Source organism: Sphingopyxis sp. H050 (assembly GCF_001468265.1).
In the GTDB taxonomy this organism is placed as follows: domain Bacteria; phylum Pseudomonadota; class Alphaproteobacteria; order Sphingomonadales; family Sphingomonadaceae; genus Sphingopyxis.
The window spans coordinates 173,379-196,898 of record NZ_LNRZ01000009.1 but is presented as its reverse complement, the minus strand read 5'-3'; the positions used below and the strand labels follow the sequence as shown (position 1 = coordinate 196,898).

Sequence of the window (23,520 nt, the reverse complement as noted above, 5' to 3'; positions counted from 1 at the left end):
TATCCCCGATCTCGTCCGACACCCGCCACCCCGCTCAAAGAGCGGCAATCATCCCGGCGAATGCCCGGCATGCAAGGCGGCCGTCAGACCCCGCTTACCAGGCGGGGGCCGCAGTCGGTCTAACTCTGGCGGCGCAGGAACGGGCCGCCAGCGGCCCCCGCCTGCGCGGGGGCGACGGACTAATTTAACGTCCGCTCCCCGCCCCAAAACGGCCATTGCCGAAAGGTTTGACGCGAAGCTTAGAGCCGGACTTTTGCTTCCAGCTCGCGGCGTGCCTCGAGATATTGCGCCTCCAGCTCGGCGACGAATTCGGCGACCGGGCGCACCGCGGAGACCGAACCGATACCCTGTCCCGAACCCCAGATGTCCTTCCACGCCTTGGCCTTGGTGTTGCCGCCCGAACCGAAGTTCATCGTCTTGAGGTCGCCTTCGGGCAGATTGTCGGGATCCATGCCCGCGGCGACGATCGACTGGCGGAGGTAATTGCCGTGCACGCCGGTGAAGAGGTTCGAATAGACGATGTCGCCCGCGCGGCCCTCGACGATGCCGTTCTTGTAACCATCCTCTGCATTGGCTTCGGCGGTGGCGATGAAGGCGCTGCCGATATAGGCGAGGTCGGCGCCGCACGCCTGCGCAGCGAGGATCGAGCGGCCGTGGCCGATCGCGCCCGACAGCGCGACGGGGCCGTCGAACCATTCGCGGATTTCCTGCACCAGCGCGAAAGGCGACTGACGTCCGGCGTGGCCGCCCGCGCCCGCGGCGACGGGGATCAGGCCGTCGGCGCCCTTTTCGACCGCCTTGCGCGCGAAACGGTCGTCGATGACGTCGTGCAGCGTGATACCGCCCCAGCCGTGCACCGCCTGATTGAGCTCCTCGCGGGCGCCGAGCGAGGTGATGGTGATCGGCACTTTCCACTTGGCGCAGGTCGCGATGTCCTGTTCCAGCCGGTCGTTCGATTTATGGACGATCTGGTTGACCGCATAGGGCGCCGAGAGGCGATCGGGATTGTCGCGGTCCCATGCCGCGAGCTCTTCGGTGATCTGGTGGAGCCATTCGTCGAGCAGCGTTTGCGGGCGGGCGTTGAGCGCCGGGAAGCTGCCGACGACGCCGGCCTTGCACTGCGCGATGACAAGTTCCGGCCCCGAAACGATGAACAGCGGCGAGCCGATGACGGGCAGTCGCAGGCGGTCGAAGATCGGGGGAAGGGCCATTGAATCACTTTCTCCAGTTGCGGTTTGAAACTTACCTTAACGTAAAGGGAAGGTCGCGCAAGGGGGGACATCAGGTCGACCAATCGATGCGGTAGAGATCGTGGCGCCGGTCGGCGAGGTTGCGGACGGCGCCATGGGTACGCGCGTGGCGCAGGTCGGCGAGCGAGAGGTCGGCGATCGCCATGCCTTCGCTATTGGGCGTGACCTCCGCCGCGATGCCGTCGCGGGCGAAGGGCATGTCCGACGGGGTCAGGATCGCGCTTTCGGCGTGGTGGATGTCCATGTTGTAAACGTTGGGCAGATTGCCGGTCACGCCTGCGGCGACGACATAGCATTGGTTCTCGACCGCGCGCGCGGCGCAGCAATAGCGGACGCGGAGGTGGCCGCGGCGGTCGTCGGTGCAATAGGGGACGAAGAGGAGTTCGGCGCCCTGGTCGACAAGGCGGCGGGGCAGTTCGGGAAACTCGCTGTCGTAACAGATCATGATGCCGATCGGGCCGCAGTCGGTTGCGATCACGTCGGCGTCGCGGACGGTGCCGCCCTCGATACCCCAGGCGTCGCGTTCGGACGGGGTAGGGTGGAGCTTGTCGCGGTGGTGGATGCTGCCGTCGCGGAGGAAGACATGGCAGCGGTTGCGGATCGCGCCGGTTTCGATGCGGACGGGGTGCGAACCGCCGATGATGTTGATGCGATAGTGCTGTGCGAGTCCGGCCATGAAGGCGGTGAAGCGCGGCGTCAGCGCGTCGATGGCGGCGATTGCTTCGGCGGCGGGAAGGCGCTCGCCAGACGAAAGCAATTGCATCGGAAAAAGTTCGGGGAAGGTGATGAAGTCGCAGCCGTAATCGGCGGCGGAGATGAGGAAATATTCGACCTGGCGCTCGAAATCTTCGGGACCGGAAATGCCGCGGAGGCCATATTGGACGGCGGCGACGCGGACCTTGTCGGGGCGGGTGGTTGCGATCATAGGGGGCTTCTAGGGCAAGTGCGCGGCCAGATAAAATACTGTCTGCTCCCGCGCAGGCCGGAGCCCATCAGCGGTCGGCGCTATTTCGAACCAGCGGGAGATGGGTCCCCGCCGACGCGGGGACTCCCAGCCTTCTGATCAGGCGACCGCGCCGCGGCGGCTCGCCCTGAAGGCGAAATAGCCGAGGCCGATCATCAGGATCAGCAGCGCGCCCTGTGCCGCTGCGAAGGGCGGCTCGGTTCCGGTCGGGGCCAGCGCGTTGAGGGCGGGAACCTTCAGGAAGGACTGGACGACCAGCACGAACAGGTTGAGCCACAGGCCGACCGTCGCGGTGACGGCATAGACCGGCGCGGCGCGGCCGGCGAGCTTGCGGGCATACCAGGCCCAGAGAGCGACCGCCAGGATCAACGTCGAGACGATCCCGACCCCGAGCGCCGGGGTGAAGGCGACGATCGGGAAGAGGAAGCCGGTCAGGCTGGTGAGCAGGGTGAACCAGAGGAAGATGACGTTCGGGCGCGGCAGGACGCGGCCCCAGGCGAAGGCGGGGAGGGCAATCAGGCCGGCGAGGATGCCGACGAGGCTGATCAGGACATGCAGCGCGGTGAACTGCGGGATGGTCAGACCGAGGATCATGGCACGTCTCCTTTCGGGCAAGAGGAGGCGCGGCCCGCCCATAGTTCATGGGGCCCGCGCCTCTTCCTTATCAGCTGTTGATGAAATCGAGAAGGTCGGCGTCGAACCGGTCCTGGTGGGTGACGGTCAGGCCATGGTCGGCGCCTTCGTAGATCTTCAGCACCGCATGCTTGACGATCTTGACGGTCGAGCGGGCCGAGGCGTCGACGGGGACGATCTGGTCGTCGTCGCCGTGGAGGACGAGGGTCGGCTTGTCGAACTTCTTGAGGTCCTCGTTGAAGTCGCTTTCCGAGAAGGCGCGGATGCTGTCGAGCAGGCCCTTGAGGCCGCCGTTCATGCCCTGCCGGACGAATTCGTCGCGAACGGCTTCGCTGACGACGGCGCCTTCGCGGTTATAGCCGTAGAAGGGGAGCGTCAGATCCTTGAAGAACTGCGGCCGGTTGTCGAAGGTGCCCTTGCGGATGCCGTCGAAGACGTCGAGCGGCAGGCCGATCGGATTGGCTTCGGTCTTGAGCATCAGCGGCGGGACGGCGCCGATCAGCGCGACCTTGGCGACGCGGTCGGTGCCATGCCGGCCGATATAGCGGGTGACTTCGCCGCCGCCGGTCGAGTGGCCGACGAGGATGACGTCTTTCAGGTCCAGCTGTTCGATCAGTTCGGCGAGGTCGTCGGCATATTGGTCCATGGTGTTGTTGTCCCACACCTGGTCCGAGCGGCCATGGCTGCGGCGGTCGTGGGCAATGGTGCGGAAGCCCTGATTGGCGAAGAACACCATCTGGGCGTCCCAGGCGTCGGCGCTGAGCGGCCAGCCGTGCGAGAAGACGATCGGCTGTCCGTCCTTCGGACCCCAGTCCTTGTAGAAGATGTGCGTGCCGTCGGTGGTGGTGATCGTGGTCATGGCGTGGTTCCTTTCGTTGCGTGCGAGGCGGGGCGTCCGCCGGTGAAAGGAGAGATAGGCCGGCCGGGGGTTGTGCGGGATTGGCGGACGCGACATTATGCAGGCCGATTCCGACAAGTGAGCGATCGGGGAGCGAATATGCCCAAGTTGAAGGTGCCGGACGCGCCGCCCGCGTTGGTCGAAGTGGGAATGATGCTCTATCCCGACTGCCAGATGGGCATGGTGCACGGGATCACCGACCTGTTCCACGTCGCCGGACGCTTTGCGGTCGATCATGGTCGCGACCCGATCCGCGTCAGCCACTGGCGGCTGCAGGAGGACGGGGGCTTCGCGCGCTGCTTCGACAGCCATGCCGACGAGCCCGGCGGCAATTCGCCCGGGGTGATCATCGCGCCGGGCAGCCTGCACAAGCTGCTCGAAGCCGAGGAGGTCGCGCCCTATGCGCGCTGGATGCTCGACCGGCATGCGCATGGCGCGACGCTGGCGTCGAATTGCGGCGGATCGTTCGCGCTCGCCGCGACGGGTCTGCTGAGCGGGCGGCCGGCGACGACGCACTGGTATTTCGCCGAGGCGTTCCGATCGCGTTTCCCCGACGTGCGGATGGAGGCCGACCGGATGGTGATCGACGACGGCGACATCATCACCGCCGGCGGGCTGATGGCGTGGACCGACCTGGGGCTGCGCATCGTCGAGCGGCTGCTGGGCCCGTCGGTGATGATGGAGACCGCCCGCTTCCTGCTGATCGACCCGTCGGGGCGCGAGCAGAAGCATTACGCCAGCTTCGCGCCGAAACTGACCCACGGCGACGAGCCGGTGCTGAAGGTCCAGCACTGGCTGCAGGCGAAGGGCGCCGGCCCGGTCGCGGTCGCCGAGATGGCGGCGGAGGCGGGGATGGAGGAACGGACCTTCCAGCGCCGCTTCAAGGCGGCGACGGGCATGACGCCGGTCGAATATGTCCAGCATATCCGGGTCGGCAAGGCCCGCGAGTTGCTGGAGTTCACCAAGCGGACGGTCGACCAGATCGCCTGGTCGGTGGGGTATGAGGACGCCGCGGCGTTCCGCAAGCTGTTCCACCGCATCACCGGCCTGTCGCCGGGCGAATATCGCCAGCGCTTTCAGGTGCCGCAGGTCGCGGCGGCGGCGGCGGCGGCGTGATGCGGGCGCTCGCACTGCTGGCGGCGCTGTGCGTGGCGGGGCCGGTGGTGGCGCAGGCGGTAGAGGAGCCACCGGCGACCGAAGTCGTCGCTCCGCCGCCGGTCGAGGTCGCGACGCGGACCGAGGCCGACGGCACGACAACGCTGACCCACAGCGCGCTGGTCGCGGCGCCGATCACCGAGGTGTGGACGGCGGTTTCGACGCCCGAAGGCTGGGTCACCTGGGCGGTGCCGCTGGCGCGCTGGGCCGAGGGCGAGAGCGATATCCTCGAGACGAGCTACAATCCCGCCGAACTCGCAGGGGGGCCGGGGGCGATCTGGCAGCAGTTCGTCGCGCGCATTCCCGGGCGATTGCTCGTCTTTCGGACGATCAAGACGCCCGACGATTTCCCGCATGGCGACGCGTATAAAAAGGTGACCGGCATTTTCGAGCTGGCGAGCGAGGGCGCGGGGACGCGGGTGCGGCTGACGTCGACGGGATATCCCGACAGCGAGGGAGGGCGGGCGCTCGCCGGCTTCTTCGCCACCGGCAATGCGGCGACGCTCGAAGGCCTGCAGCGGCGTTTCGTCGAGGGGCCGAAGGTCTGGGCGGTGCAGCCCGCCGAATGACCGTTCGCCGGGAAACTGTCGGCGCCGAGGCGCAGCCGCTGGTGATCGTCGATGATTTCGCCGCCGATCCCGATGCGCTGCGCCGCTTCGCCGCGGTCGCGGCGTTCGGGTCGGCGCACAACCATTATCCCGGCGTCCGCGCCGCGCTGCCCGCGGACTATCTGGCGGCGCAGCTGCCCGCGATCGCGGCGGTGGCGGCCGACGCCTTTGGACGCAGCGGGCCGGTGCAGGTGATCGACGCCAGCTTCTCGATCGTCTCCACCCCCGCCCATGCGCTGACGGTGCCGCAGCGGTTGCCGCACGCCGACGCGTTCGGCGCCGACCGCATTGCGCTCGTCCATTATCTGGCGCCGGACAATGGCGACGGGACGGCCTTTTTCCGGCACCGGGCGACGGGGTTCGAGACGGTGACCGACGAACGGCGCGATATCTTCTTCCGCCACCTCGACGCGGAGCTTCGCCACGGCGGGCCGCCGCCCGCGGGCTATGTTTCGGGCGACAGCGCGCTGTTCGAGTGCGTGCATACCGCCGGGGCAGCGTATAACCGGGCGCTGCTTTACCGCAGCTGGAGCCTGCATAGCGGGGCGATCGGCACGGCGACCGATTTGTCGCCCGATCCACGGCGCGGGCGGCTGACGGTGACGGCGTTCCTGTCGATCGGCTGACGCCGCCACCCGCCGTTTGTCGATTGGCAGGGGCCGCCGGTCGAAAGCGGCGGCGCAAAACCGGCCGCGCTATGAGAATGAAATTCCTGTGATTTTTGCAAGGCCATCGGCGCTGTGGGAGCGTCGGCCTGCCGACGCCGCTCGCGGCGAGGAAATGCATAGCAGACCAGATCCACTTCGCCCCGGCGGCGGCCATGGCCCTGTGGCCCTTGTTCGCAGCCCCTTCGCACCCCCCTAACGAAGGTCCGATCCACGTGAAGACGCCCCGTTCCCATCGAGATGAGCCGTCGCGCGGCGGCTGCGACTGCCTGCCGCATCCTGCCGAGACCGAAGCCGAGCCCGAGGCGCTGGCGAAGCCCGCGCCTGGAGCCGAACCGACCTTTGCGGTCGATCCGGCGGCGGCGGGCACCGCCTATGTCCTGCGCTATGAGGATCGCTGGTTCGGGTTCGAGAAGCGCGTCGCCTTTTCGGCGGACGATGTCGCGGCGGCGATCGAGATGATGGAGCATGAACCGATCGGCCGCTGGGCCGAGCTGTGGCACGAAGGGCAGCTCGTCTGCCGCCGCGGCCGCGCCGCGAGCGGCGAGACCGATTACTGGGCGATCGACTGACGGCGGCCGCTAAGCCTTCGCGGCGGCGACCGCGGCTTCCTTTTCGGCGCGCAGTTTTTCGGTGTGGAGCAGCTTGTCGGCCATCGCCTGCCAGGCGGCCGCGGCGCGCAAATTGCGGTCGCGGACCTGGTCCAGCGGCGAGGCGCCGGCCTCTGCCGTGCATTTTTCGGCCTGCGTGCGATAGAAATCGATGGTGGCCGACATGGCTGCTTCCTTAAAGTTTATGGTCGATCAATCGACCATATCGGCGATCAGACGCCTGAGCTCGCGGCGCGACAGCGTCGGGCGGCGGCGGCGCGACGGGGTGGCCGTCTGGGCCTTGCCGGCCAGCGACAGCGCGGGCAGAGCGGGGAAAATAGAGCTGTTATTATGAAACATAGTCATCATCTTTATCTTTGATTATCGTGTTCTGGTTGTTGGAGACCGGCGCGTCCTGCGCCGATCCCGTCGTTCGGAAGCCCGCGCCGCTGGCGCCGGACTCTCTCTTCAGAGCCCGCGCCGTTTGCGCTGGCTTCTCTCTTCAGAGCCCGCGCCGTTTGCGCTGGCTGGGCGGAACCGGCCCGCCCCCGCGTTCGCGGTAGACGAGGCGGCCCTTGCTGAGGTCATAGGGCGTCATCTCGACGCGCACGGCGTCGCCGACGACCGACCGGATGCGGAAACGCCGCATCCGGCCCGCCGTATAGACGATGACCCGGTGACCGTTTTCGAGCACGACGCCGAAGCGTCCGTCGGGCAGGATCTCGTCGATCTGCCCCTCGAAGGTCATCAGTTCCTCTTTGGCCAAGATCAGGCCGACTGGAGGTTGACTGCCGAGGTCTTGCCATTGCGGCCGGTTTCCAGTTCGAACTGGACGCGCTGGTCCTTGTTCAGCGTGGTCATTCCGGCGTTCTGGACGGCAGTGATGTGGACGAACGCGTCGCCCGAGCCGTCTTCATTTTCGATGAAGCCATAGCCCTTGTCCTGGCTGAAGAATTTTACGGTGCCGACTGGCATAGAGTGTTTCCTTTCACGAGAAACGGGAATCCACCGGCAAAAGCACCGGCGGAGCTGGTAGCGTGTGAAGGGAAGAGTCTGCCCCAGAAGGGCCGTCAAATTCCGTCGCATGCGACGTTAGCCTGTCCGATGTAGGCCTATTGCCTTGAAAAGTCAAGATTGGCGGTTTTCCGTCCTCCCTGTGGCCGCGGGCCATGGGGCGGGGGACCGTCGCCACAGGCGATTGCGGCGGGGCGGCCAGGCCGCGTCATCGCCCCTCCGTCAGTGCGGCGCCAAAGGCGCAGTTGATCCTGAGCGCGTGCCAGGCCGTCGGGCGCTGCCAAGCCCCCAGATCGCGCGGTCGAGCAGCTCGTCGACGAGCCGCCCGCGCGCGATCGGCAGCGCCGCGGCGCAGCCGAGCCGGAACGCCGCGCCCTCGGGCCGCTGTTCGAGCTGACAGACGGCGGAAGGCGACATGCAGACCTTGGCCGCCGAAATCTTCACCGACCCGTTGGTGGCGAAGGCTTCCAGAAAGTCGCGCTGGAGCCGCGGCGTCCGGTGATAGGTGGCGGGGGCGGGGATATGCGCGGGATTATGCGGGGCGTCGTCCATCGATTCGTCCTTTCGGTTGGGTGAAACCGCACGAGCGAACCATATGGGGGAAGTGTAGGAGGGATTTTTTTGTTAGCTTGACGTCGCTAGCCGTCCGAGTGTTCACTATCGTATGTCGGCCATTTGCCGAAGGAGCAGGAGCGCTCAGTTGTCAGTCTATCTGGATGCCTTAGCGGTAAAAAACTTTCGAGGTATCGACAATGAAGTACAGGAAGCGCGTGATTTTGGGAGGTTCAATTTCTTTATTGGTCCCAACAACGCAGGGAAATCCACGATACTCGATCTGATTCACCGCTATTTCCCAATCAATGCCGACCAGAGTGGTAGGAGATCTATTGATCGAAGCCCTTTGGATTCAAACAGATCCGCGAACGCCGGCGATTTTCGGATACGCGTGGGCGCGCCAGAAAGGACCGTTTTCGAACGATTCAAGCAGCTTCCAGCGGTGAAGCAGAACGCAGCAATCGTACCCTACGGAGACAAGGTCATCAAATGGATGGCGCGCGACGGATACATTTGGGTGGAAAACTCTCCGCCCTTTAACAATGCGCCAGTATGCCTTACAGAAAGCGATGCTTCCAACCTAATATCGGTAATTCACAATAGTGAACTGGCGACACTTTGGAGCCAGTTGACGCATATGCGTGGGGCCGATGCGAGAACCTGGGCTCCAGAAACAATAGGAGTGATCGGGGCTCTCGCTAGCCCTCCGATCCCTCAGGTTCACCTTATTCCAGCATTTAGAAGGATAGGTCCCGATGGGGAGGGTTTGTCAGATACTAGCGGTGCCGGGCTTGTCGTGCGTCTCGCAAAGCTTCAGAATCCGAACGTAGATAGACGAGAAGATACAGAGGTATTCGACAAAATTAACGAATTTGTTCGGGCGGTAACGGGGCGGCCCGAGGCTAGGATAGAGATTCCGCATTCCCGAGAGCATGTGCTCGTACATATGGACGGGAGAATATTGCCGCTTGATAGCTTAGGCACAGGAATCCAACAGGTAATAATGTTAGCGGCATTCTGCACAGTCTATGATAATAGAATAATCTGTCTAGAGGAGCCTGAGCTGCACCTGCATCCGATATTGCAGAGAAAACTTATAGAATATTTGGAAGATAATACTGAAAATCAATATTTTATTGCTACTCACTCTGCCGCGTTCATTGACATGCCAAGAGCAGCAATCTTCCGAGTTTGGCAAGATGAGGGAGCCACTCGAATCGGTCGAGCTGTTTCAAAACAGCAAAAATTCCAAATTTGCTCTGACCTCGGCCACCGGGCTTCGGACATTCTGCAATCTAACGCTGTAATATGGGTGGAGGGACCTTCGGATCGGATATATTTACAACATTGGATAAGCGGACTCGCACCTGATCTTGAAGAAGGTCTCCATTATTCCATAATGTTCTACGGCGGCAGGTTGCTAAGTCATCTTTCAGCCGACGATAGTGAGATTCGGGAGTTTATCTCGTTACGCGAGTTGAATAGAAACTTGGCGATTGTGATCGACAGCGATAAGAAATCAGCTCATTCTCACGTCAACGATACCAAGCGCCGTGTTGCTGGCGAGCTTGAGAAATCGGGCTTCGCATGGGTGACGAAGGGCCGAGAGATAGAAAACTACGTTCCGCACAATCGATTGCATGACGCGATCCGCTCGTTGCATCCGAAGTATCTCCGACCTGCCGGGAGCGGTCAGTTTGACCATGCGCTTCATTATTTTCGCACAGGATCGAACCGCGGGGCTTCGGCTCAGCTTGTCGATAAGATTGATAAAGTCCGGGTAGCTCGCAAGGTTTGCGAAGACGCGCCGGACTTATCCCCGCTGGATTTGCGGCAAAAGATCGAGGCGTTAGTCTCATTTATTCGGCGGGCTAACGGGATTGAGTGTTGAAAGGTAATTGAATTCAATCTCTAAGCCCCATTCGCCGCCGACAAAATCGCCCGCACACTCGCCGTCGCAACGTCGGTATCCAGCCCGCAGCCGAACAGGCTTTTCCCGTCCGCGGTGCGGCATTCGACGTAGGCCGCGGCCTGCACATTGCTGCCCTGGCCGATCGCGTGCTCGCTATAGTCGACGATGTCCATCACCGGGCCGCCGCTCTCGGCCAGCGCGGCGATGACGCTGCTCATCAGGCCGTTGCCGCGGCCGCTGACGCTGCGTTCCTGGCCGTCGATGCGGAGGACTCCCGCGAAGATGCGATGCGCCGTGGGTGCCCCTCCACCACTTCGTGGTCCCCCTCCCCGTTCCGGGGAGGAATGATGTTCCGACCAGTCGACGAGCTGGAAGCGTTTGTTGTCGGTGGCCAGATACTGACCCTCGAACGCGTGCCAGATATCCTCGGCGCCGAGTTCGCGGCTCGTCTCGTCGGCGAGCGCCTGCACGACATGGCTGAAGCTTGCCTGCATCTTCTTGGGCAGTTTCAGGCCCTTGTCCTGTTCGAGCACCCAGGCGACGCCGCCCTTCCCCGACTGGCTGTTGACGCGGATCACCGCTTCATAACTGCGGCCCAAATCGGCGGGGTCGATGGGGAGATAGGGGACTTCCCAGCGCTCGTCGTTCTGGCGCTCGCGCGCGGCGAAGCCTTTCTTGATCGCGTCCTGATGGCTGCCCGAGAAGGCGGTGTAGACGAGCTCGCCGCCATAGGGGTGGCGTGGGTGGACGGGCAGGTTGTTGCAATATTCGACCGTCTGGATGACCTCGTCGATGTTCGAGAAGTCGAGCGCCGGGTCGACGCCCTGCGTGTACATGTTGAGCGCGATGGTGACGAGGCAGGTGTTGCCGGTGCGCTCGCCATTGCCGAACAGGCAGCCCTCGACGCGGTCGGCGCCCGCGAGCAGGCCGAGCTCGGCCGCCGCGACGCCGGTGCCGCGGTCGTTGTGGGTGTGCAAGGACAGGATCGCGGCGTCGCGGTTCGGCAGGTTCTTGCCGAAATATTCGATCTGGTCGGCGTAGATGTTCGGGGTCGCCGCCTCGACCGTGGCAGGCAGGTTGAGGATGATCGGGTTGTCGGGGGTGGGGGCGAGTATCTCCATCACCGCCTCGCACACCTCGATGCTGAAATCGAGTTCGGTGGTCGAGAAGCATTCGGGGCTGTACTGGAAACGCCAGTCGGTGTCGGGCAGGCGCGCGGCGTTGTCGCGCAGCCGCTTGGCGCCGTCGATCGCGATCGCCTTGATGTCGGCCTTGTCCATGCCGAAGACGATCTTGCGCCAGGCGGGGGCGAGCGCGTTGTAGACGTGGACGATCGCGGTCTTTGCGCCCGCGAGGCTGTCGAAGCTGGTGCGGATGAGGTCGGCGCGGCTTTGCGTGAGCACCTGCGGAGTGACGTCATCGGGGATGCGGCCGCTGCGCACGAGGTTCTGGATATAGTCGAAGTCGGTCGCGCCGCTGGCCGGGAAGCCGACCTCGATCTCCTTGAAGCCCGCCTTGACCAACAGGTCGAAGAAGCGGGTCTTTTTCTCGGCATCCATCGGGTCGATCAGCGACTGGTTGCCGTCGCGCAGATCGGTCGAGAGCCAGATCGGGGCCTTGGTGGTGACGCGCGAAGGCCAGTCGCGGTGCGCGAGCGGAACCTGCGGGAAGGCGCTGTACTTGACCGAGGGTTCGCGGAGCATGGTCATGGGGTTCGGGCTTCTTCTGTCGGTTGCGGTGCTGTGTCGATCGGACCCTTGAGCGGGTGGCCGCGACTAGCGCGCAGCCAGTGTCACGCCCAAGGGCGTGTAAGTCGCAGAAGAAGAAGGGCGTTGCCGCGCATGGCCAGCGCAATGATGCAAAATGTCGCGCTTGGCAAGGGGGCTGTGCGAAAATTGCGCGGTCAGCCCGCCACCCACTCGACCTTGGGGTCGGTGAAATCGACGACGTCGGCAAGCTCATAGACGTTGGGATAGCCATAGCCGACGAGGTTGATGAAGGTCTGGATATTGAGCGCGAGCGGCGCCGATTTGAGCGGCACGGGGCTTTTGTGGTTCGAGAAATTATTATTGCAATAGATAAGGATAGGGCGGTCGGGATTGGCGCCGATCACCGCGGCGAGGCTGTCTGCGGTGAAGTCGGTGAGCGGCAGGTTGACCGCGCCCTTGATATGGCCGCGCGCGAAGGCGTCCTTTGAGCGGGCGTCGAGGAGGAGGGTCTCGGGCTTCGCGGCCTCGGCCTTGAAGGCGTCGAAGGCGAGCAGGCGCGTGGCGCGGGCGGGCGCGACGCTGGCGGTGAGCGCCTGGAAGGCGGGATAGTCGATCTGCGGGTAGGCTTGCCCGAAGGCGGGGGTGGCGGTGAGCGCCGCGGCGAGCAGCAAGGCTTTGCGCATGGGATCCTCCCTTTGATGAGGGGGATGGTATTGCGTTGATGCTGGACAGGTGATGAACCGGCCCTCCCCGCTGCGACTAGCGAGCAAGCTCGCAAGTCTCGCTGCCCCTCCCGCAAGCGGGAGGGGTGGAGAAGACGGCTTACTGCCTTTCGAAGGCGGCGTGGATTTCGAGTTCGACCTCGTCGCTGACCGCGGGGATGCCGTAGGCGATTCCGAAGTCGCTGCGGCGGATCTTGCCCTCGGCCTCGAAACCGACGGTCGCCTTCTTGTTATAGGGGTTGGTGCCCGCGCCGTGGAAATCGACGTCGAGGGTGACGGGCCTGGTGACGCCGTTGAGGGTCAGATTGCCCGTCACCGTCGCTTCGTCGCCGTCGTCGTCGAGGACAACGCGGGTCGATACGAATTTGGCGTCGGCGGGGGCGGCGCCGAAGAAGTCGGGCTTGCCGCCGTCCTTGCCCGCGCGGAGCAGGTGGCCGGTGAGGCCGCTGCTGGCGGTGGTGACCTTCGCCACCGGGATCGTCACCTCGACCTTCGACGCAGCGGGGTTGGCGGGATCGATGACGAGCGTTCCGGTCACGTCGCCGAAGATGCCGCTATACCGGCTGAAACCGAAATGATCGACTTCCCAGACGACGAGTGTGTGGCCAGGGTCGGCGGCATAGGTGCCGGCGGCGACGCGGCTCTTGTCCTTCGCGCCGGGGAGGCCGGGCGACTGGGCGATGACGGCGGGAACCGCGACGGCGGCGACAGCGAGGGCGGCGAGGGGGGCGATGAAGCGCATGGGGGGAGACTCCTGTTTCGGGAGCGACGAGGCTAGGCCAGCGGTGCGGGCCGCGTCAATCAGCGCAATGAAAACACAGGGTTTCCGCCCGCGACCGGTCAGCGCCCGTCGGCGCGGCGCGCCTCGAACCATTGGCGGAGCGCGGCGGCGGTGCAGCCGGTGAAGCCGTAGCTGCCGACCGGCGAGCAGCTGTTGGGGCGGGTGACGCGGGCGATATTGTCATAGCCCTCGACCGCTGAAGCCCAGCTGCCGCCGCCCGCGGGAACGTCTTCCTTCAGCTCCTCGCGCAGCTCCTTGGGGACGCGGTAGCGATCACCCTCGGGCTGCTGCGCACAAACGACAATCTCGTCGCCCTCGGCCTCGGGGCAGGGTTCGTCGCCGTAGGTGATGAGGATCGAGGTCCGCTCGGGCGGGGTCGAGGTCATACCGAGATCCTCGTCCTGCGCCTGCGCCGGCGCGGCGAGCGCCAGAAGGAGAAGCAGAAGCGGGGCGGATCGTTTCATCATGCGCATTCCCTAAGCATCTCCTTTGGCGAGATTGAGGCAGGGAAGATGAACGGGAGCCGAACCTGGGGCATCGGGCACGGTAGGCTGATCGCCGGTCCACGGGAATTAAGGTTTTGTCAGGAGAACCGGGATATTCGCTCGCCGTGCTTGCAATCGCCTTTGCCTTGATGATCGCCGGGTCCGAAGCGGCTCCGGAGCCGGCTGATCAGTCGTGGCTTGTGATGTTTGGCACGAACACCAGCCTATTGCCGCCCAACGACTATGTCTGGGGACGCACGCTCCTTTCACTTCGCCAGCGGAATGCGAGCGGCAATCGTGCGGTGCTTGTCTGGAGCCGGTGGCTCGGCGGGCCAAGCGAAGCGGAGAACAAGAAGGTCGCGGCGCGCCAGGCGGAAGAGCTTAAAATGCGCATTGTTGCCGCGAAAATTCCAGCGACGGAAATCCGTACCGTGGTGCAAGGCAGCGCTATGGATAGCGAGGGCGCATTTCTGGCTATCACCTTCGGTTCGCCCATGCGCGACTCCGCCAGCGCCAGTTCGCCGCTTACATCCTGCTGAGGCGGCTCACGGTCTTGCGTCAGAGGGTATCGAGAGATGCCTTTACTGCGCTCCAAACCTGCGCCAGCTCTTCCTCCATGATGCAATAGGGGGGCATCACATAGACGGTGTTGCCGAGCGGGCGGAGGAGGACGCCGTGGTCGCGGTAGAAGGCGATCAGTCGGGGGGCGAGGTCGGAGAGATAGCCGGCGTCCGGCGCGACGATGTCGAACGCGGCGATCGTGCCGAGGCGGCGGGGGTTGGCGACGCGGGGATCGTGCGAGAGCAGCGACAGGTGCGCGGCCTGCGCGTCCGCGAGGCTGTCGATGCGCTGCTGCACCGGCTCGTCGCGCCAGATCGCGAGATTGGCGTTGGCGGCGGCGCAGGCGATCGGGTTCGCGGTATAGCTGCTCGAATGGTAGAAGGTCTTCGCGCGGTCGGTCGACCAGTGCGCCTGAAAGATCGGCTCGATGCAGAGCGTGACCGCGAGCGGCAGGCTGCCGCCGGTCAGGCCTTTCGACAGGCAGACGATGTCGGGGATGACGCCCGCCTGGTCGCAGGCGAAGCGGGTGCCGGTGCGGCCCCAGCCGGTCATCACCTCGTCGGCGATGAAGAGGACGCCGTAACGCGCACAAATGCTGCGCATTTCGGCAAGCACCCAAGCGGGATAGATCAGCATCCCGCCCGCGCCGAGGATCAGGGGTTCGACGATGAAGGCGGCGGGATTTTGAGAACAGGCGGCTTCGAGGGCGTCGAGCGTTGCCTGCTCCATCCCTTCGTGCGGGAAGGGGATGGTGTCGACGTCGAAGAGCAGGGGCTGCCACGCGCGGTTGTAGACGCCGCGCTCGCCGACCGACATCGTGCCGATCGTGTCGCCATGATAGCTGTGTTCGAGGACGAGGATGCGGTGGCGCGGCTCGCCGATGTTGAACCAGTAGCCGAGCGCCATCTTGAGCGCGACCTCGACGCTGGTCGAGCCCGAGTCCGAGAAGAAGACCCGGGTGAGCGGGTCGGGCGTGATGCGCATCAGCTCGGCGGCGAGCGTTTCGGCGGGCTCGTGCGTCCAGCCGGCGAAGATGAGCTGGTCGAGCCTTTCGGTCTGGGCGCGGATCGCCGCCATGATGCGCGGGTGCGCGTGGCCGTGGGTGGTGACCCACCAGCTGGAAATGGCGTCGATCCAGTATTTGCCGTCGGCATCGTAGAGGCGCGCGCCTTCGCTGTGGGTGACGAGGGGGATGGGATCGCCGAGGCCGTGCTGGGTAAAGGGGTGCCAGATGGGGGATTGGTCAGCCATCTTCATTTTCCGTTCGTGCTGAGCTTGTCGAAGCACCGTTCTTTCTTCCTTTCAGAAAAGGACGGCCCTTCGACAAGCTCAGGGCGAACGGTTTTGGATTAGGCGAAGTCTGTCGGATCGAAATGGGCGGAGAAGGCCGCGGCCAGATTTTCCCGGGTCAGCGGATCGACGATCGGCAGGCGGCCGAGGCGGCGGATACCCGAGATGTCTGCGATGATCGCCTCGCTGTCGGGCATCGCGTCGCCGAGGAACGCAATCCCGTGGATCGGGACGTCGCGGCTTTTGAGCGCTTCGATCGTCAGCAGGCTGTGGTTGATCGTGCCGAGCGCGGTGCGCGCGCAGACGATGACCGGGATCTGCCAGCGCGCGAAGAGGTCGGCATAGAGCAGGGTGCGCGTGACCGGGACGAGCGCGCCGCCCGCGCCTTCGACGATCAGCGGGCCCGCGGGGGGCGTGAGGCTGTCGGGATCGATGGCGATGCCGTCGATTTCGGCGGCGAGGTGGGGCGAGGCGGGGGTGACGAGGCGGTAGGCCTCGGACAGGACGGGCACGCCTGCGAGGCGCGCGACGGCTTCGCTGTCGGTTTCTTCCTCGAGGCCCGACTGGATCGGCTTCCAGTAGGGGAGGCCGAGCGCGCCCGCGAGAGCGGCCGAGAAGACGGTCTTGCCGATGCCGGTGTCGGTGCCGGTGATGACGAAGCGGGTCATGCCGTGGCCATAGCGGCGGCAAGGCTCTCCGTCATCGCGTCGATGTCGCTTGTCCCGACATTGAGCGTGATCGCGATGCGCAGCCGCGCGGTGCCGGGCGCGACGGTCGGCGGGCGGATGCCGCGGATGTCGAAACCGTCGGCCTGGAGCGCGGCGGCGATGCGCATCGTGCGGGCATTGTCGCCGATCACGATTGGCAGGATCTGGCTGCCGCTGGCGGGAAGGCCGAGTTTGGCGAGGCGGTCTTCGGCATGGCGGACGAGGCCGTGGAGGCGCGCGGCGCGCTCGGGCTCGTTGGCTACGATTTCGAGCGCCTGATGCACGAGCCACGCCATCAGCGGCGAGGGCGCGGTCGAGAAGATGAAGGGGCGGCCGCGGTTGATCAGGAAGTCGCGGACGATTTGCGGACCGCAGAGGAGGGCGCCTTCGCAGCCCAAGGCCTTGCCGCAGGTGTGGAGGGTGATGAGATTGTCGCGGGGCGCGAGCGCGTGGGCGAGGCCCCGCCCGGCGGGGCCGTAGACGCCCGTCGCGTGCGCCTCGTCGACGATCAGCACGGCGTCGTGGCGGTCGGCGACCGCGGCGAGGTCGGCGAGCGGGGCGCGGTCGCCGTCCATGGAGTAGAGGCTTTCGACCGCGATCCACGCCGTGCCGGCGCCGCCGGCGGCGCGCCATTGGGCGATGCGGTCGCCGAAGGCCTGCGCGTCGTTGTGCGGCGCCGACATGCGGTCGGCGCGGCCGAGCTTCATGCCGTCGTGCGCGCTCGCGTGGATCAGCGCGTCGTGGACGATCAGGTCGCCGCGCTGCGGCAGCGTCGCGAAGAGCGCGGCGTTGGCGGCGAAACCGGTGGGAAAGAAGAGCGCGGCCTCGCTGCCGTAATGGCGCGCGGCGTGGGCTTCGAGCGCTTCATGCTCCTCGTGATTGCCGCGCAGCAGGCGCGAGCCGCCTGAGCCGGCGGGGAGGCCCTGCTCGATGCCGGCAGCGAGCGCCTCTCTCAGCGCATCGGATCCGGCGAGGGCGAGATAGTCGTTCGAGGCGAAGTCGATGCCCGTGCGCGGCGCGAGCGTGCGGCGGCGGTTTTCGGCGGCGAGAGCGGCGAGGTCGGCACGGTGCGCGGCGAAGGGGGAGGGGGGCATCATTATCCTTCTCTCGTCGTTCCGGCGCCAAGCGGAAAGCCGCTCCATTGTGCCTTATCTTCGCGCCTTTGCGCCTTTGCGTGAGGCCAGAACAATCTCACGCAAAGGCGCAAAGGCGCAAAGAGGAGAAGCGGATTTTCCGCTTTGGCGGGAATGACGAAGCTCCATAGCCTGCGCGGTCGCCGCCTCGCAAGTTCGGCCGCCCTTTGGCGGTCGGCCGGCGGGAGGGAACGACGCGGAAGGCCGTGCGCTCCCCGTTGCGCAGCGATGGGGCGGTGGCACGCCCTTCGACTGGCTGGCAGGCGCTCAGGGTAAACTGCGCCTCCGGCGCAGCGCTGAGGGAGGGGCTTTGGTGCCGGCGTCGCGGCCCCTCCACCACGCCCGTCGGGCGCGGTCCCCCTCCCCATGGCCTGCGGCCACAGGGAGGATCGGGTTGGGTCAGTTCTTGGTCTTGTCGACCAGCTGGTTCTTGGCGATCCACGGCATCATCGCGCGCAGTTCGCCGCCGACCTGTTCGATCGGGTGCGCTGCGGCGGCCTTGCGGCTGGCTTTCAGTTCGGGCTGGCCGGCCTGGTTGTCGAGGACGAAGTCCTTGACGAAGCGGCCCGACTGGATGTCGGCGAGGACGCGCTTCATTTCCTTCTTGGTTTCTTCGGTGATGATGCGCGGGCCGGTCTTGATGTCGCCATATTCGGCGGTGTTCGAGATCGAATAGCGCATGTTGGCGATGCCGCCCTCATAGAGGAGATCGACGATCAGCTTGGTTTCGTGGAGGCATTCGAAATAGGCCATCTCGGGGGCGTAGCCCGCCTCGACCAACGTTTCGAAGCCCGCCTGGATCAGGTGGGTGATGCCGCCGCAAAGCACAGCCTGTTCGCCGAAAAGGTCGGTTTCGCACTCTTCCTTGAAGGTCGTCTCGATGATGCCGCTGCGGCCGCCGCCGACGGCGCTGGCGTAGGAAAGGGCGAGCGCCTTGGCGTGGCCGTTGCCGCTGTTGCCATTGGCTTCCTGTGCGACCGCGATCAGGCAGGGGACGCCGCCGCCCTTCTGATATTCGCTGCGCACGGTGTGGCCGGGGCCCTTGGGCGCGACCATGAAGACGTCGATGTCTGCACGCGCCTCGATGAGGCCGAAGTGGATGTTGAGGCCGTGGGCGAAGGCGAGCGCGGCGCCGGGCTTCATGTTCGGGCCGATGTCGTCGGCGTAGATCTTCGCCTGATGCTCGTCGGGGGCGGCGATCATGATGACGTCGGCCCATTCGGCGGCTTCCTTGTTGGAGAGCACCTTGAAGCCGGCGGCTTCGGCCTTTTTCGCGGTCGCCGAGCCGGGGCGGAGCGCGATCGCGACCTCGCGCACGCCGCTGTCGCGCATGTTCTGCGCATGGGCGTGGCCCTGGCTGCCGTAGCCGACGACGGCGACCTTCTTGCCCTTGATCAGATCCTGGTCGGCGTCGCGATCGTAATAAACCTGCATGTCATTCTTCCCCATAGTGTGTCCCCGCGAAGGCGGGGACCCATTTGACGTTGACTGGACCCCCGCCTTCGCGGGGGAACACGAAAGTGAAACTAGAGCGCCTCCGACCCGCGGCCGATGGCGACGACGCCGGTGCGGCCGACCTCGACCAGCCCGCATTCGCGCATCAGCGCGATGAAGCGGTCAACCTTGTCGCTCGTTCCGGTGATTTCGAAGATGAAGCTCGACAGCGTGGTGTCGACGACCTTGGCGCGGAAGACGTCGGCGAGGCGCAGCGCCTCGATGCGCTTGTCGCCGGTGCCCGCGACTTTCACGAGCGCGATCTCGCGCTCGACATGCGCGCCGCCGTCCGCAAGGTCGGTGACCGAGTGGACGGGGACGAGCCGGTCGAGCTGCGCGATGATCTGGTCGATCACCGGCGGCGGGCCGTTGGTGACGATGGTGATGCGCGAGAGCGCATGGTCGGCGCTGATGTCGGCGACGGTCAGGCTTTCGATATTATAGCCGCGCGCCGAGAACAGCCCGGTGATCTTGGCGAGAATCCCCGCCTCGTTGTCGACGGTGACGGCGAGCACATGGCGCTCGCCCGCTTCGGTTTTGATTTTCATAATTCCTCCCCGCTCGTGGGGAGGGGGACCGCCGCGAAGCGGTGGTGGAGGGGGCTCTCGGCCTTACACTCCGCCGTCGTGTAAGGACGCGCACCCCCTCCGTCAGCGCTTCGCGCTGCCACCTCCCCGCGAGCGGGGAGGATTTTGTTCGTGCTTACCATCATCACACCAGCGCTTTCGCTTCGTCGTCCATGGTGCCGGTGACGTCGCTCGGCTGGAGGAGCATTTCGGTGTGCGCGGCTCCGCTCGGGATCATCGGGAAGCAGTTGGCGAGCTGGGCGACGCGGCAGTCGACGATCACCGGACCCGGGGTCTCGATCATCGTCCGGATGCCGTCCTCGAGCTGGCCCAGATTGTCGATGCGGAGGCCCGTCCAGCCATAGGCGTCGGCGAGCTTCACGAAATCGGGCAGGCTGTCCGAATAGCTGTTTGAATAGCGGCTCTCGTAGGTCAGTTCCTGCCACTGGCGGACCATGCCCATCCATTCATTGTTGAGGATGAAGATCTTCACCGGCAGGCGGTACTGGCTGACCGTGCCCATCTCCTGAATGTTCATCTGGAGGCTGGCCTCGCCGGCGACGCAGATGACGAGGCGGTTCGGGTGCGCGATCTGCGCGCCGACGGCGGCGGGGAAGCCGTAGCCCATAGTGCCGAGGCCTCCTGAGGTGAGCCAGCGGTTGGGGGCCGAGAAGCCGAAATGCTGCGCGGCCCACATCTGGTGCTGGCCGACCTCGGTGGTGATGATCGGGTCGCGGCCGCGCGTCGCGTCGAACAACGCCTTCACCGCGCGCTGCGGCATGATGTCGGCGCCGGCGTCCTTCTTTTCGGGGAAGTCGAGGCAGCGCGTCGCGCGCCAGCCGTCGATGCGGCGCCACCATTCGCCATAGTCGCGCGCCTTGAGGCCCTTGTCCTGCCAGGCCGCGATCAACGCATCGAGCGCGCGGCCGGCGTCGCCGACGATCGCGAGGTCGACGGGGACGATCTTGTTGATCGAGCTGCGGTCGATATCGATGTGGATCTTCTTGGAATCGGGCGAGAAGGCGTCGAGACGGCCGGTCACGCGGTCGTCGAAGCGCGCGCCGACCGCGATGATCAGGTCGGCGCGGTTCATCGCCATATTCGCTTCATAGGTGCCGTGCATGCCGAGCATGCCGAGCCATTTCGGATCGTCGGCGGGAAAGGCGCCGAGGCCCATCAGCGTCGAGGTGACGGGCGCGCCGGTGAGCGAGACGAGCTGGCGCAAGGCCGCGCTGGCGTCGGGGCCGGCGTTGATCACGCCACCGCCGGTGTAGAAGATCGGGCGCTCGGCCGCGGCGATCAGATCGATGGCCGCGGCGATCGCGTCGGCGTCGGGCTCGACCTGCGGGCGATAGCTTTTGTGCTGGATCTTTTCGGGGACGATATATTCGCCCGTCGCGACCTGCACATTCTTCGGGATGTCGATGACGACCGGGCCGGGGCGGCCGTGCGTCGCGATGTGGAACGCCTCGTGGAGGATCGGACCCAAGCGTTCGGGGTCCATCACCAGATAATTATGCTTGGTGCAGTGGCGGGTGATGCCGACGGTGTCGCATTCCTGAAAGGCGTCGGTCCCGATCAGCGCGGTCGAGACCTGCCCGGTCAGCACGACCATCGGGATGCTGTCCATCAGCGCGTCGGTGATGCCGGTGACGGCGTTGGTCGCGCCGGGGCCCGAGGTGACGAGCACGACGCCGGGCTTGCCGGTCGAGCGCGCATAGCCTTCGGCCGCGTGGGTCGCCGCCTGTTCGTGGCGGACGAGGATGTGCTTGATCGTCGGGTGCTTGTAGAGCGCGTCATAGATCGGAAGCACCGCGCCGCCCGGATAGCCGAACACCGTATCGACCCCGAGGTCGACCAGCGCCTGAACCACCATGTCGGCACCGCTCATTTCCGCCACGACGAAACTCCTTCCAGAAACAAAAAGGGCAGCGCTTGCGCGCTGCAACAGGGTGCGGGCAATAGGTGTATGATTCTATCCTGTCAACAGCTTATCACGTAATTTAATTGCAAAATCCTTTATAGAATCATTGTTTAATGATTCTTCGTGGCGCGGCCAGTCGGCGGGCGGCTGGTGGCGGAACCACGTATATTGGCGCTTGGCATATTGGCGGGTGGCGGCCTGCGCTTGGTCGAGCGCTGCGGCGCGGCTGAGCTCGCCCCGCAGACAGGCCGCGATCTGCGGCACGCCGATCGCGCGCATGACGGGAAGGTCGGGGTCGAGATGGCGGGCGAGCAGCGCCTCGACCTCTTCGACCGCGCCGCCGTCGAACATCCCGACGAGCCGCGCGTCGCACCGCTCGCGCAGCCAGTCGCGCGGCGGCAGCAGGATCAGCGGGGCGAGGGCGATGCCGTCCGCGATGCCGCCCTCGCGCGCCTGCTGCCATTCGGCGAGGGTCCGGCCGGTCGAGCGGACGACCTCGAGCGCGCGGGCGACGCGGGTGGTGTCGGCGGGGCTCAGGCGCGCGGCGGCGGCGGGGTCGGCTTTGGCGAGCGCGGCATGGGCGTCCGCGACGGGCAACGCGCGCACCGCCTCGCGAACCTGCGGATCGATGTCGGGCACCGGGGCGATGCCATGAAGCAGGGTGCGCAGGTACAGCCCGGTGCCGCCGACGAGGATCGGAACCTTCCCCACGGCGTGCGCGTGAGAGATGACGCCGCGCGCCTCGTCGGACCAGCGCGCGGCGTTATGCGCCTGCGCGCCGTCGATGTGGCCGAAAAGCGCGTGGGGCACGCCCGCCATCTCGTCTGCCGAGGGGCGCGCCGAGAGGATGGCGAGGTCGGCATAGACCTGGCTCGCGTCGGCGTTGACGACGACGGCATCGCCCGCCAATTGCGCGAGCGCGACCGCCAAAGCGCTCTTGCCGCTGGCGGTGGGTCCGGCGATAAGCGCGACAGGCGGCAGGCCTGCGCGAGAAGAGACAGAAGGAGACGCCATGTTCGTTGCGACGCTGATAGCAGCCGGAAAGCTGACCGACGAGGTGGTTCGCGAGGGGATCGACCGGCTGGCCGCGACGGGGCATGATGTCGGTGCGCCGCACTGGCTCGACGTCGGCGATGCGGCCGATATCGTCTTTCAGGGCAGCCTGGTCAGCGCGCGCAAGGAACTGGCGCAGATGGACCATGGCGCGCTCGACGTGGTGGTGCAGCCGCTGGGCGATCGCACCAAGAAGCTGATCGTCGCCGACATGGATTCGACGATGATCACGGTCGAATGCATCGACGAGCTGGCCGACTATGCCGGGATCAAGGACGAGGTGGCCGCGATCACGGCGAAAGCGATGCGCGGCGAGATCGATTTCCGCGGCGCGCTGATCGAGCGCGTCGCGCTGCTCAGCGGGCTTTCCGAGGGGGTGCTGACCGAATGCCGGTACGAGCGCGTCAGGCTGACCCGCGGCGCGCGCACGCTGGTGCAGACGATGAAGGCGCATGGCGCCCGGTCGGTGCTGGTGACGGGCGGGTTCACCGCCTTCGCGGGGCCGGTCGGCGAGGCGATCGGCTTCGACAAGGTCGTCGCGAACAGCCTGCTGATCGAGGACGGCAAGCTGACCGGCAAGGTCGGCGAGCCGATCGTCGATTCCGGCGCCAAGCTGGAGACGCTGAAGGCCGAAGCCGCGAAGCACGGGCTGCCGCTGGCCGAGACGCTGGCGGTCGGCGACGGCGCGAACGACATTCCGATGATCACGAGCGCGGGGCTTGGCATCGCCTATCACCCGCACGCCGCCGCGGCGGAAGCCGCCGACGCAGTGATCCGCCACCACGACCTGACCGCGCTCTTGTGGGCGCAGGGCTATCCGCGGCGGAACTGGGTGCTGGGGTAGGGCAGGG

27 protein-coding genes are annotated in these 23,520 nt (G+C 65.7%); 7 read left to right on the top strand and 20 right to left on the bottom strand.

Annotation, left to right across the window (positions count from 1 at the left end; genetic code table 11):
* Positions 1 to 239: 239 nt before the first annotated feature.
* From ATE67_RS17515 to ATE67_RS17500, 4 genes are all read right to left on the bottom strand, one after another.
* Positions 240 to 1,211: an NAD(P)H-dependent flavin oxidoreductase gene (locus tag ATE67_RS17515; protein WP_058817943.1), complete on the bottom strand. Its 972-nt coding sequence runs from the start codon at positions 1,209 to 1,211 to the stop codon at positions 240 to 242.
* A 70-nt stretch (positions 1,212 to 1,281) separates the two neighbouring features.
* Positions 1,282 to 2,175 (bottom strand): carbon-nitrogen hydrolase family protein, encoded by an 894-nt coding sequence (locus ATE67_RS17510; RefSeq protein WP_058817942.1) that lies wholly within the window; start codon positions 2,173 to 2,175, stop codon positions 1,282 to 1,284.
* 138 nt (positions 2,176 to 2,313) lie between these two features.
* Positions 2,314 to 2,808 (bottom strand): hypothetical protein, encoded by a 495-nt coding sequence (locus ATE67_RS17505; RefSeq protein WP_058817941.1) that lies wholly within the window; start codon positions 2,806 to 2,808, stop codon positions 2,314 to 2,316.
* Positions 2,809 to 2,878: 70 nt separating this feature from the next.
* Complete coding sequence (locus ATE67_RS17500) at positions 2,879 to 3,706, bottom strand: alpha/beta fold hydrolase (RefSeq protein ID WP_058817940.1); 828 nt, start codon at positions 3,704 to 3,706, stop codon at positions 2,879 to 2,881.
* A 138-nt stretch (positions 3,707 to 3,844) separates the two neighbouring features.
* Between ATE67_RS17500 and ATE67_RS17495 the strand changes: the two genes are divergently transcribed.
* The 4 genes from ATE67_RS17495 to ATE67_RS17480 all read left to right on the top strand — a co-directional run bounded on the left by ATE67_RS17495 (position 3,845) and on the right by ATE67_RS17480 (position 6,745).
* Positions 3,845 to 4,861, top strand: a complete 1,017-nt coding sequence (locus tag ATE67_RS17495; RefSeq protein ID WP_058817939.1) for a GlxA family transcriptional regulator — start codon at positions 3,845 to 3,847, stop codon at positions 4,859 to 4,861.
* The gene (locus ATE67_RS17490) at positions 4,861 to 5,469 is read left to right on the top strand and encodes an SRPBCC family protein (RefSeq protein WP_058817938.1); all 609 of its coding nucleotides are present in this window, start codon (positions 4,861 to 4,863) and stop codon (positions 5,467 to 5,469) included. Before ATE67_RS17495 ends, ATE67_RS17490 begins: the two co-directional genes overlap by 1 nt.
* Positions 5,466 to 6,134, top strand: a complete 669-nt coding sequence (locus ATE67_RS17485; RefSeq protein ID WP_058817937.1) for a DUF6445 family protein — start codon at positions 5,466 to 5,468, stop codon at positions 6,132 to 6,134. Before ATE67_RS17490 ends, ATE67_RS17485 begins: the two co-directional genes overlap by 4 nt.
* A 254-nt stretch (positions 6,135 to 6,388) precedes the next feature.
* Positions 6,389 to 6,745 carry a hypothetical protein gene (locus tag ATE67_RS17480; protein WP_058817936.1) on the top strand — a complete coding sequence of 119 codons (357 nt, stop codon included), beginning with the start codon at positions 6,389 to 6,391 and terminating at the stop codon, positions 6,743 to 6,745.
* 9 nt (positions 6,746 to 6,754) lie between these two features.
* On the opposite strand, the gene ATE67_RS17475 is transcribed toward ATE67_RS17480, so the two are convergent.
* The 5 genes from ATE67_RS17475 to ATE67_RS17460 all read right to left on the bottom strand — a co-directional run bounded on the left by ATE67_RS17475 (position 6,755) and on the right by ATE67_RS17460 (position 8,329).
* On the bottom strand, positions 6,755 to 6,949 hold the full coding sequence (locus ATE67_RS17475; RefSeq protein WP_058817935.1) for a hypothetical protein: 195 nt from the start codon (positions 6,947 to 6,949) through the stop codon (positions 6,755 to 6,757).
* A gap of 27 nt (positions 6,950 to 6,976) precedes the next feature.
* Positions 6,977 to 7,129 (bottom strand): hypothetical protein, encoded by a 153-nt coding sequence (locus ATE67_RS21500; RefSeq protein ID WP_156417099.1) that lies wholly within the window; start codon positions 7,127 to 7,129, stop codon positions 6,977 to 6,979.
* A 136-nt stretch (positions 7,130 to 7,265) separates the two neighbouring features.
* The gene (gene infA, locus ATE67_RS17470; RefSeq protein ID WP_058457547.1) at positions 7,266 to 7,529 is read right to left on the bottom strand and encodes a translation initiation factor IF-1; all 264 of its coding nucleotides are present in this window, start codon (positions 7,527 to 7,529) and stop codon (positions 7,266 to 7,268) included.
* A gap of 2 nt (positions 7,530 to 7,531) precedes the next feature.
* Positions 7,532 to 7,738 (bottom strand): cold-shock protein, encoded by a 207-nt coding sequence (locus tag ATE67_RS17465; protein WP_058817934.1) that lies wholly within the window; start codon positions 7,736 to 7,738, stop codon positions 7,532 to 7,534.
* A gap of 261 nt (positions 7,739 to 7,999) precedes the next feature.
* A complete protein-coding gene (locus ATE67_RS17460; RefSeq protein WP_058817933.1) occupies positions 8,000 to 8,329 on the bottom strand; it encodes a hypothetical protein in 330 nt (109 codons plus the stop codon).
* 148 nt (positions 8,330 to 8,477) lie between these two features.
* Here ATE67_RS17460 and ATE67_RS21135 point away from each other — a divergent pair, with 148 nt between their 5' ends.
* Entirely contained in the window at positions 8,478 to 10,223 is a 1,746-nt protein-coding gene (locus ATE67_RS21135) for an ATP-dependent nuclease (RefSeq protein ID WP_197411985.1), read from the top strand.
* Positions 10,224 to 10,243: 20 nt separating this feature from the next.
* Here the strand turns inward: ATE67_RS21135 and leuA are convergent, their stop codons facing one another.
* The 4 genes from leuA to ATE67_RS17435 all read right to left on the bottom strand — a co-directional run bounded on the left by leuA (position 10,244) and on the right by ATE67_RS17435 (position 13,923).
* A complete protein-coding gene (gene leuA / locus ATE67_RS17450) occupies positions 10,244 to 11,953 on the bottom strand; it encodes a 2-isopropylmalate synthase (RefSeq protein ID WP_058817931.1) in 1,710 nt (569 codons plus the stop codon).
* Positions 11,954 to 12,147: 194 nt separating this feature from the next.
* The gene (locus ATE67_RS17445; RefSeq protein ID WP_058817930.1) at positions 12,148 to 12,636 is read right to left on the bottom strand and encodes a rhodanese-like domain-containing protein; all 489 of its coding nucleotides are present in this window, start codon (positions 12,634 to 12,636) and stop codon (positions 12,148 to 12,150) included.
* Between the two features lie 139 nt (positions 12,637 to 12,775).
* On the bottom strand, positions 12,776 to 13,417 hold the full coding sequence (locus ATE67_RS17440) for a YceI family protein (RefSeq protein ID WP_058817929.1): 642 nt from the start codon (positions 13,415 to 13,417) through the stop codon (positions 12,776 to 12,778).
* A gap of 98 nt (positions 13,418 to 13,515) precedes the next feature.
* Positions 13,516 to 13,923 (bottom strand): hypothetical protein, encoded by a 408-nt coding sequence (locus ATE67_RS17435; RefSeq protein WP_331458780.1) that lies wholly within the window; start codon positions 13,921 to 13,923, stop codon positions 13,516 to 13,518.
* 113 nt (positions 13,924 to 14,036) lie between these two features.
* On the opposite strand from ATE67_RS17435, the gene ATE67_RS17430 reads away from it, so the two are divergent.
* On the top strand, positions 14,037 to 14,480 hold the full coding sequence (locus tag ATE67_RS17430) for a hypothetical protein (protein WP_231728213.1): 444 nt from the start codon (positions 14,037 to 14,039) through the stop codon (positions 14,478 to 14,480).
* A gap of 19 nt (positions 14,481 to 14,499) precedes the next feature.
* On the opposite strand, the gene ATE67_RS17425 is transcribed toward ATE67_RS17430, so the two are convergent.
* The 7 genes from ATE67_RS17425 to miaA form a co-directional block, all read right to left on the bottom strand.
* Positions 14,500 to 15,753 carry an adenosylmethionine--8-amino-7-oxononanoate transaminase gene (locus tag ATE67_RS17425; protein ID WP_058817927.1) on the bottom strand — a complete coding sequence of 418 codons (1,254 nt, stop codon included), beginning with the start codon at positions 15,751 to 15,753 and terminating at the stop codon, positions 14,500 to 14,502.
* A 98-nt stretch (positions 15,754 to 15,851) separates the two neighbouring features.
* A complete protein-coding gene (bioD, locus tag ATE67_RS17420) occupies positions 15,852 to 16,460 on the bottom strand; it encodes a dethiobiotin synthase (protein WP_058817926.1) in 609 nt (202 codons plus the stop codon).
* Positions 16,457 to 17,593 (bottom strand): 8-amino-7-oxononanoate synthase, encoded by a 1,137-nt coding sequence (locus ATE67_RS17415; RefSeq protein WP_058817925.1) that lies wholly within the window; start codon positions 17,591 to 17,593, stop codon positions 16,457 to 16,459. The genes bioD and ATE67_RS17415 overlap by 4 nt, the downstream gene beginning before the upstream one ends.
* Positions 17,594 to 18,031: 438 nt before the next feature.
* Positions 18,032 to 19,066 carry a ketol-acid reductoisomerase gene (gene ilvC / locus ATE67_RS17410; RefSeq protein ID WP_058817924.1) on the bottom strand — a complete coding sequence of 345 codons (1,035 nt, stop codon included), beginning with the start codon at positions 19,064 to 19,066 and terminating at the stop codon, positions 18,032 to 18,034.
* A gap of 92 nt (positions 19,067 to 19,158) precedes the next feature.
* Entirely contained in the window at positions 19,159 to 19,674 is a 516-nt protein-coding gene (ilvN, locus tag ATE67_RS17405) for an acetolactate synthase small subunit (protein ID WP_058817923.1), read from the bottom strand.
* Positions 19,675 to 19,837: 163 nt separating this feature from the next.
* On the bottom strand, positions 19,838 to 21,592 hold the full coding sequence (locus tag ATE67_RS17400; protein ID WP_058817922.1) for an acetolactate synthase 3 large subunit: 1,755 nt from the start codon (positions 21,590 to 21,592) through the stop codon (positions 19,838 to 19,840).
* A 75-nt stretch (positions 21,593 to 21,667) separates the two neighbouring features.
* Positions 21,668 to 22,630 (bottom strand): tRNA (adenosine(37)-N6)-dimethylallyltransferase MiaA, encoded by a 963-nt coding sequence (miaA, locus tag ATE67_RS17395; protein WP_058817921.1) that lies wholly within the window; start codon positions 22,628 to 22,630, stop codon positions 21,668 to 21,670.
* On the opposite strand from miaA, the gene serB reads away from it, so the two are divergent.
* On the top strand, positions 22,629 to 23,513 hold the full coding sequence (gene serB, locus ATE67_RS17390) for a phosphoserine phosphatase SerB (RefSeq protein ID WP_058817920.1): 885 nt from the start codon (positions 22,629 to 22,631) through the stop codon (positions 23,511 to 23,513). The genes miaA and serB overlap by 2 nt on opposite strands.
* Positions 23,514 to 23,520: the final 7 nt, after the last annotated feature.

Bases quoted from the DNA above. Each gene is read 5' to 3' on its own strand.
- leuA (WP_058817931.1), bottom strand. From the start codon at position 11,953: ATGACCATGCTCCGCGAACCCTCGGTCAAGTACAGCGCCTTCCCGCAG.
- ATE67_RS17515 (WP_058817943.1), bottom strand. From the start codon at position 1,211: ATGGCCCTTCCCCCGATCTTCGACCGCCTGCGACTGCCCGTCATCGGC.
- ATE67_RS17505 (WP_058817941.1), bottom strand. From the start codon at position 2,808: ATGATCCTCGGTCTGACCATCCCGCAGTTCACCGCGCTGCATGTCCTG.
- ATE67_RS17460 (WP_058817933.1), bottom strand. From the start codon at position 8,329: ATGGACGACGCCCCGCATAATCCCGCGCATATCCCCGCCCCCGCCACC.
- miaA (WP_058817921.1), bottom strand. From the start codon at position 22,630: ATGGCGTCTCCTTCTGTCTCTTCTCGCGCAGGCCTGCCGCCTGTCGCG.
- ATE67_RS17495 (WP_058817939.1), top strand. From the start codon at position 3,845: ATGCCCAAGTTGAAGGTGCCGGACGCGCCGCCCGCGTTGGTCGAAGTG.
- ATE67_RS17465 (WP_058817934.1), bottom strand. From the start codon at position 7,738: ATGCCAGTCGGCACCGTAAAATTCTTCAGCCAGGACAAGGGCTATGGC.
- ATE67_RS17475 (WP_058817935.1), bottom strand. From the start codon at position 6,949: ATGTCGGCCACCATCGATTTCTATCGCACGCAGGCCGAAAAATGCACG.
- ATE67_RS17415 (WP_058817925.1), bottom strand. From the start codon at position 17,593: ATGCCCCCCTCCCCCTTCGCCGCGCACCGTGCCGACCTCGCCGCTCTC.
- ATE67_RS17490 (WP_058817938.1), top strand. From the start codon at position 4,861: ATGCGGGCGCTCGCACTGCTGGCGGCGCTGTGCGTGGCGGGGCCGGTG.
- bioD (WP_058817926.1), bottom strand. From the start codon at position 16,460: ATGACCCGCTTCGTCATCACCGGCACCGACACCGGCATCGGCAAGACC.
- serB (WP_058817920.1), top strand. From the start codon at position 22,629: ATGTTCGTTGCGACGCTGATAGCAGCCGGAAAGCTGACCGACGAGGTG.
- ilvN (WP_058817923.1), bottom strand. From the start codon at position 19,674: ATGAAAATCAAAACCGAAGCGGGCGAGCGCCATGTGCTCGCCGTCACC.
- ATE67_RS17485 (WP_058817937.1), top strand. From the start codon at position 5,466: ATGACCGTTCGCCGGGAAACTGTCGGCGCCGAGGCGCAGCCGCTGGTG.
- ATE67_RS17435 (WP_331458780.1), bottom strand. From the start codon at position 13,923: ATGATGAAACGATCCGCCCCGCTTCTGCTTCTCCTTCTGGCGCTCGCC.
- ATE67_RS21500 (WP_156417099.1), bottom strand. From the start codon at position 7,129: ATGACTATGTTTCATAATAACAGCTCTATTTTCCCCGCTCTGCCCGCG.
- ATE67_RS17445 (WP_058817930.1), bottom strand. From the start codon at position 12,636: ATGCGCAAAGCCTTGCTGCTCGCCGCGGCGCTCACCGCCACCCCCGCC.
- ilvC (WP_058817924.1), bottom strand. From the start codon at position 19,066: ATGCAGGTTTATTACGATCGCGACGCCGACCAGGATCTGATCAAGGGC.
- ATE67_RS17500 (WP_058817940.1), bottom strand. From the start codon at position 3,706: ATGACCACGATCACCACCACCGACGGCACGCACATCTTCTACAAGGAC.
- ATE67_RS17425 (WP_058817927.1), bottom strand. From the start codon at position 15,753: ATGGCTGACCAATCCCCCATCTGGCACCCCTTTACCCAGCACGGCCTC.
- ATE67_RS17440 (WP_058817929.1), bottom strand. From the start codon at position 13,417: ATGCGCTTCATCGCCCCCCTCGCCGCCCTCGCTGTCGCCGCCGTCGCG.
- ATE67_RS17510 (WP_058817942.1), bottom strand. From the start codon at position 2,175: ATGATCGCAACCACCCGCCCCGACAAGGTCCGCGTCGCCGCCGTCCAA.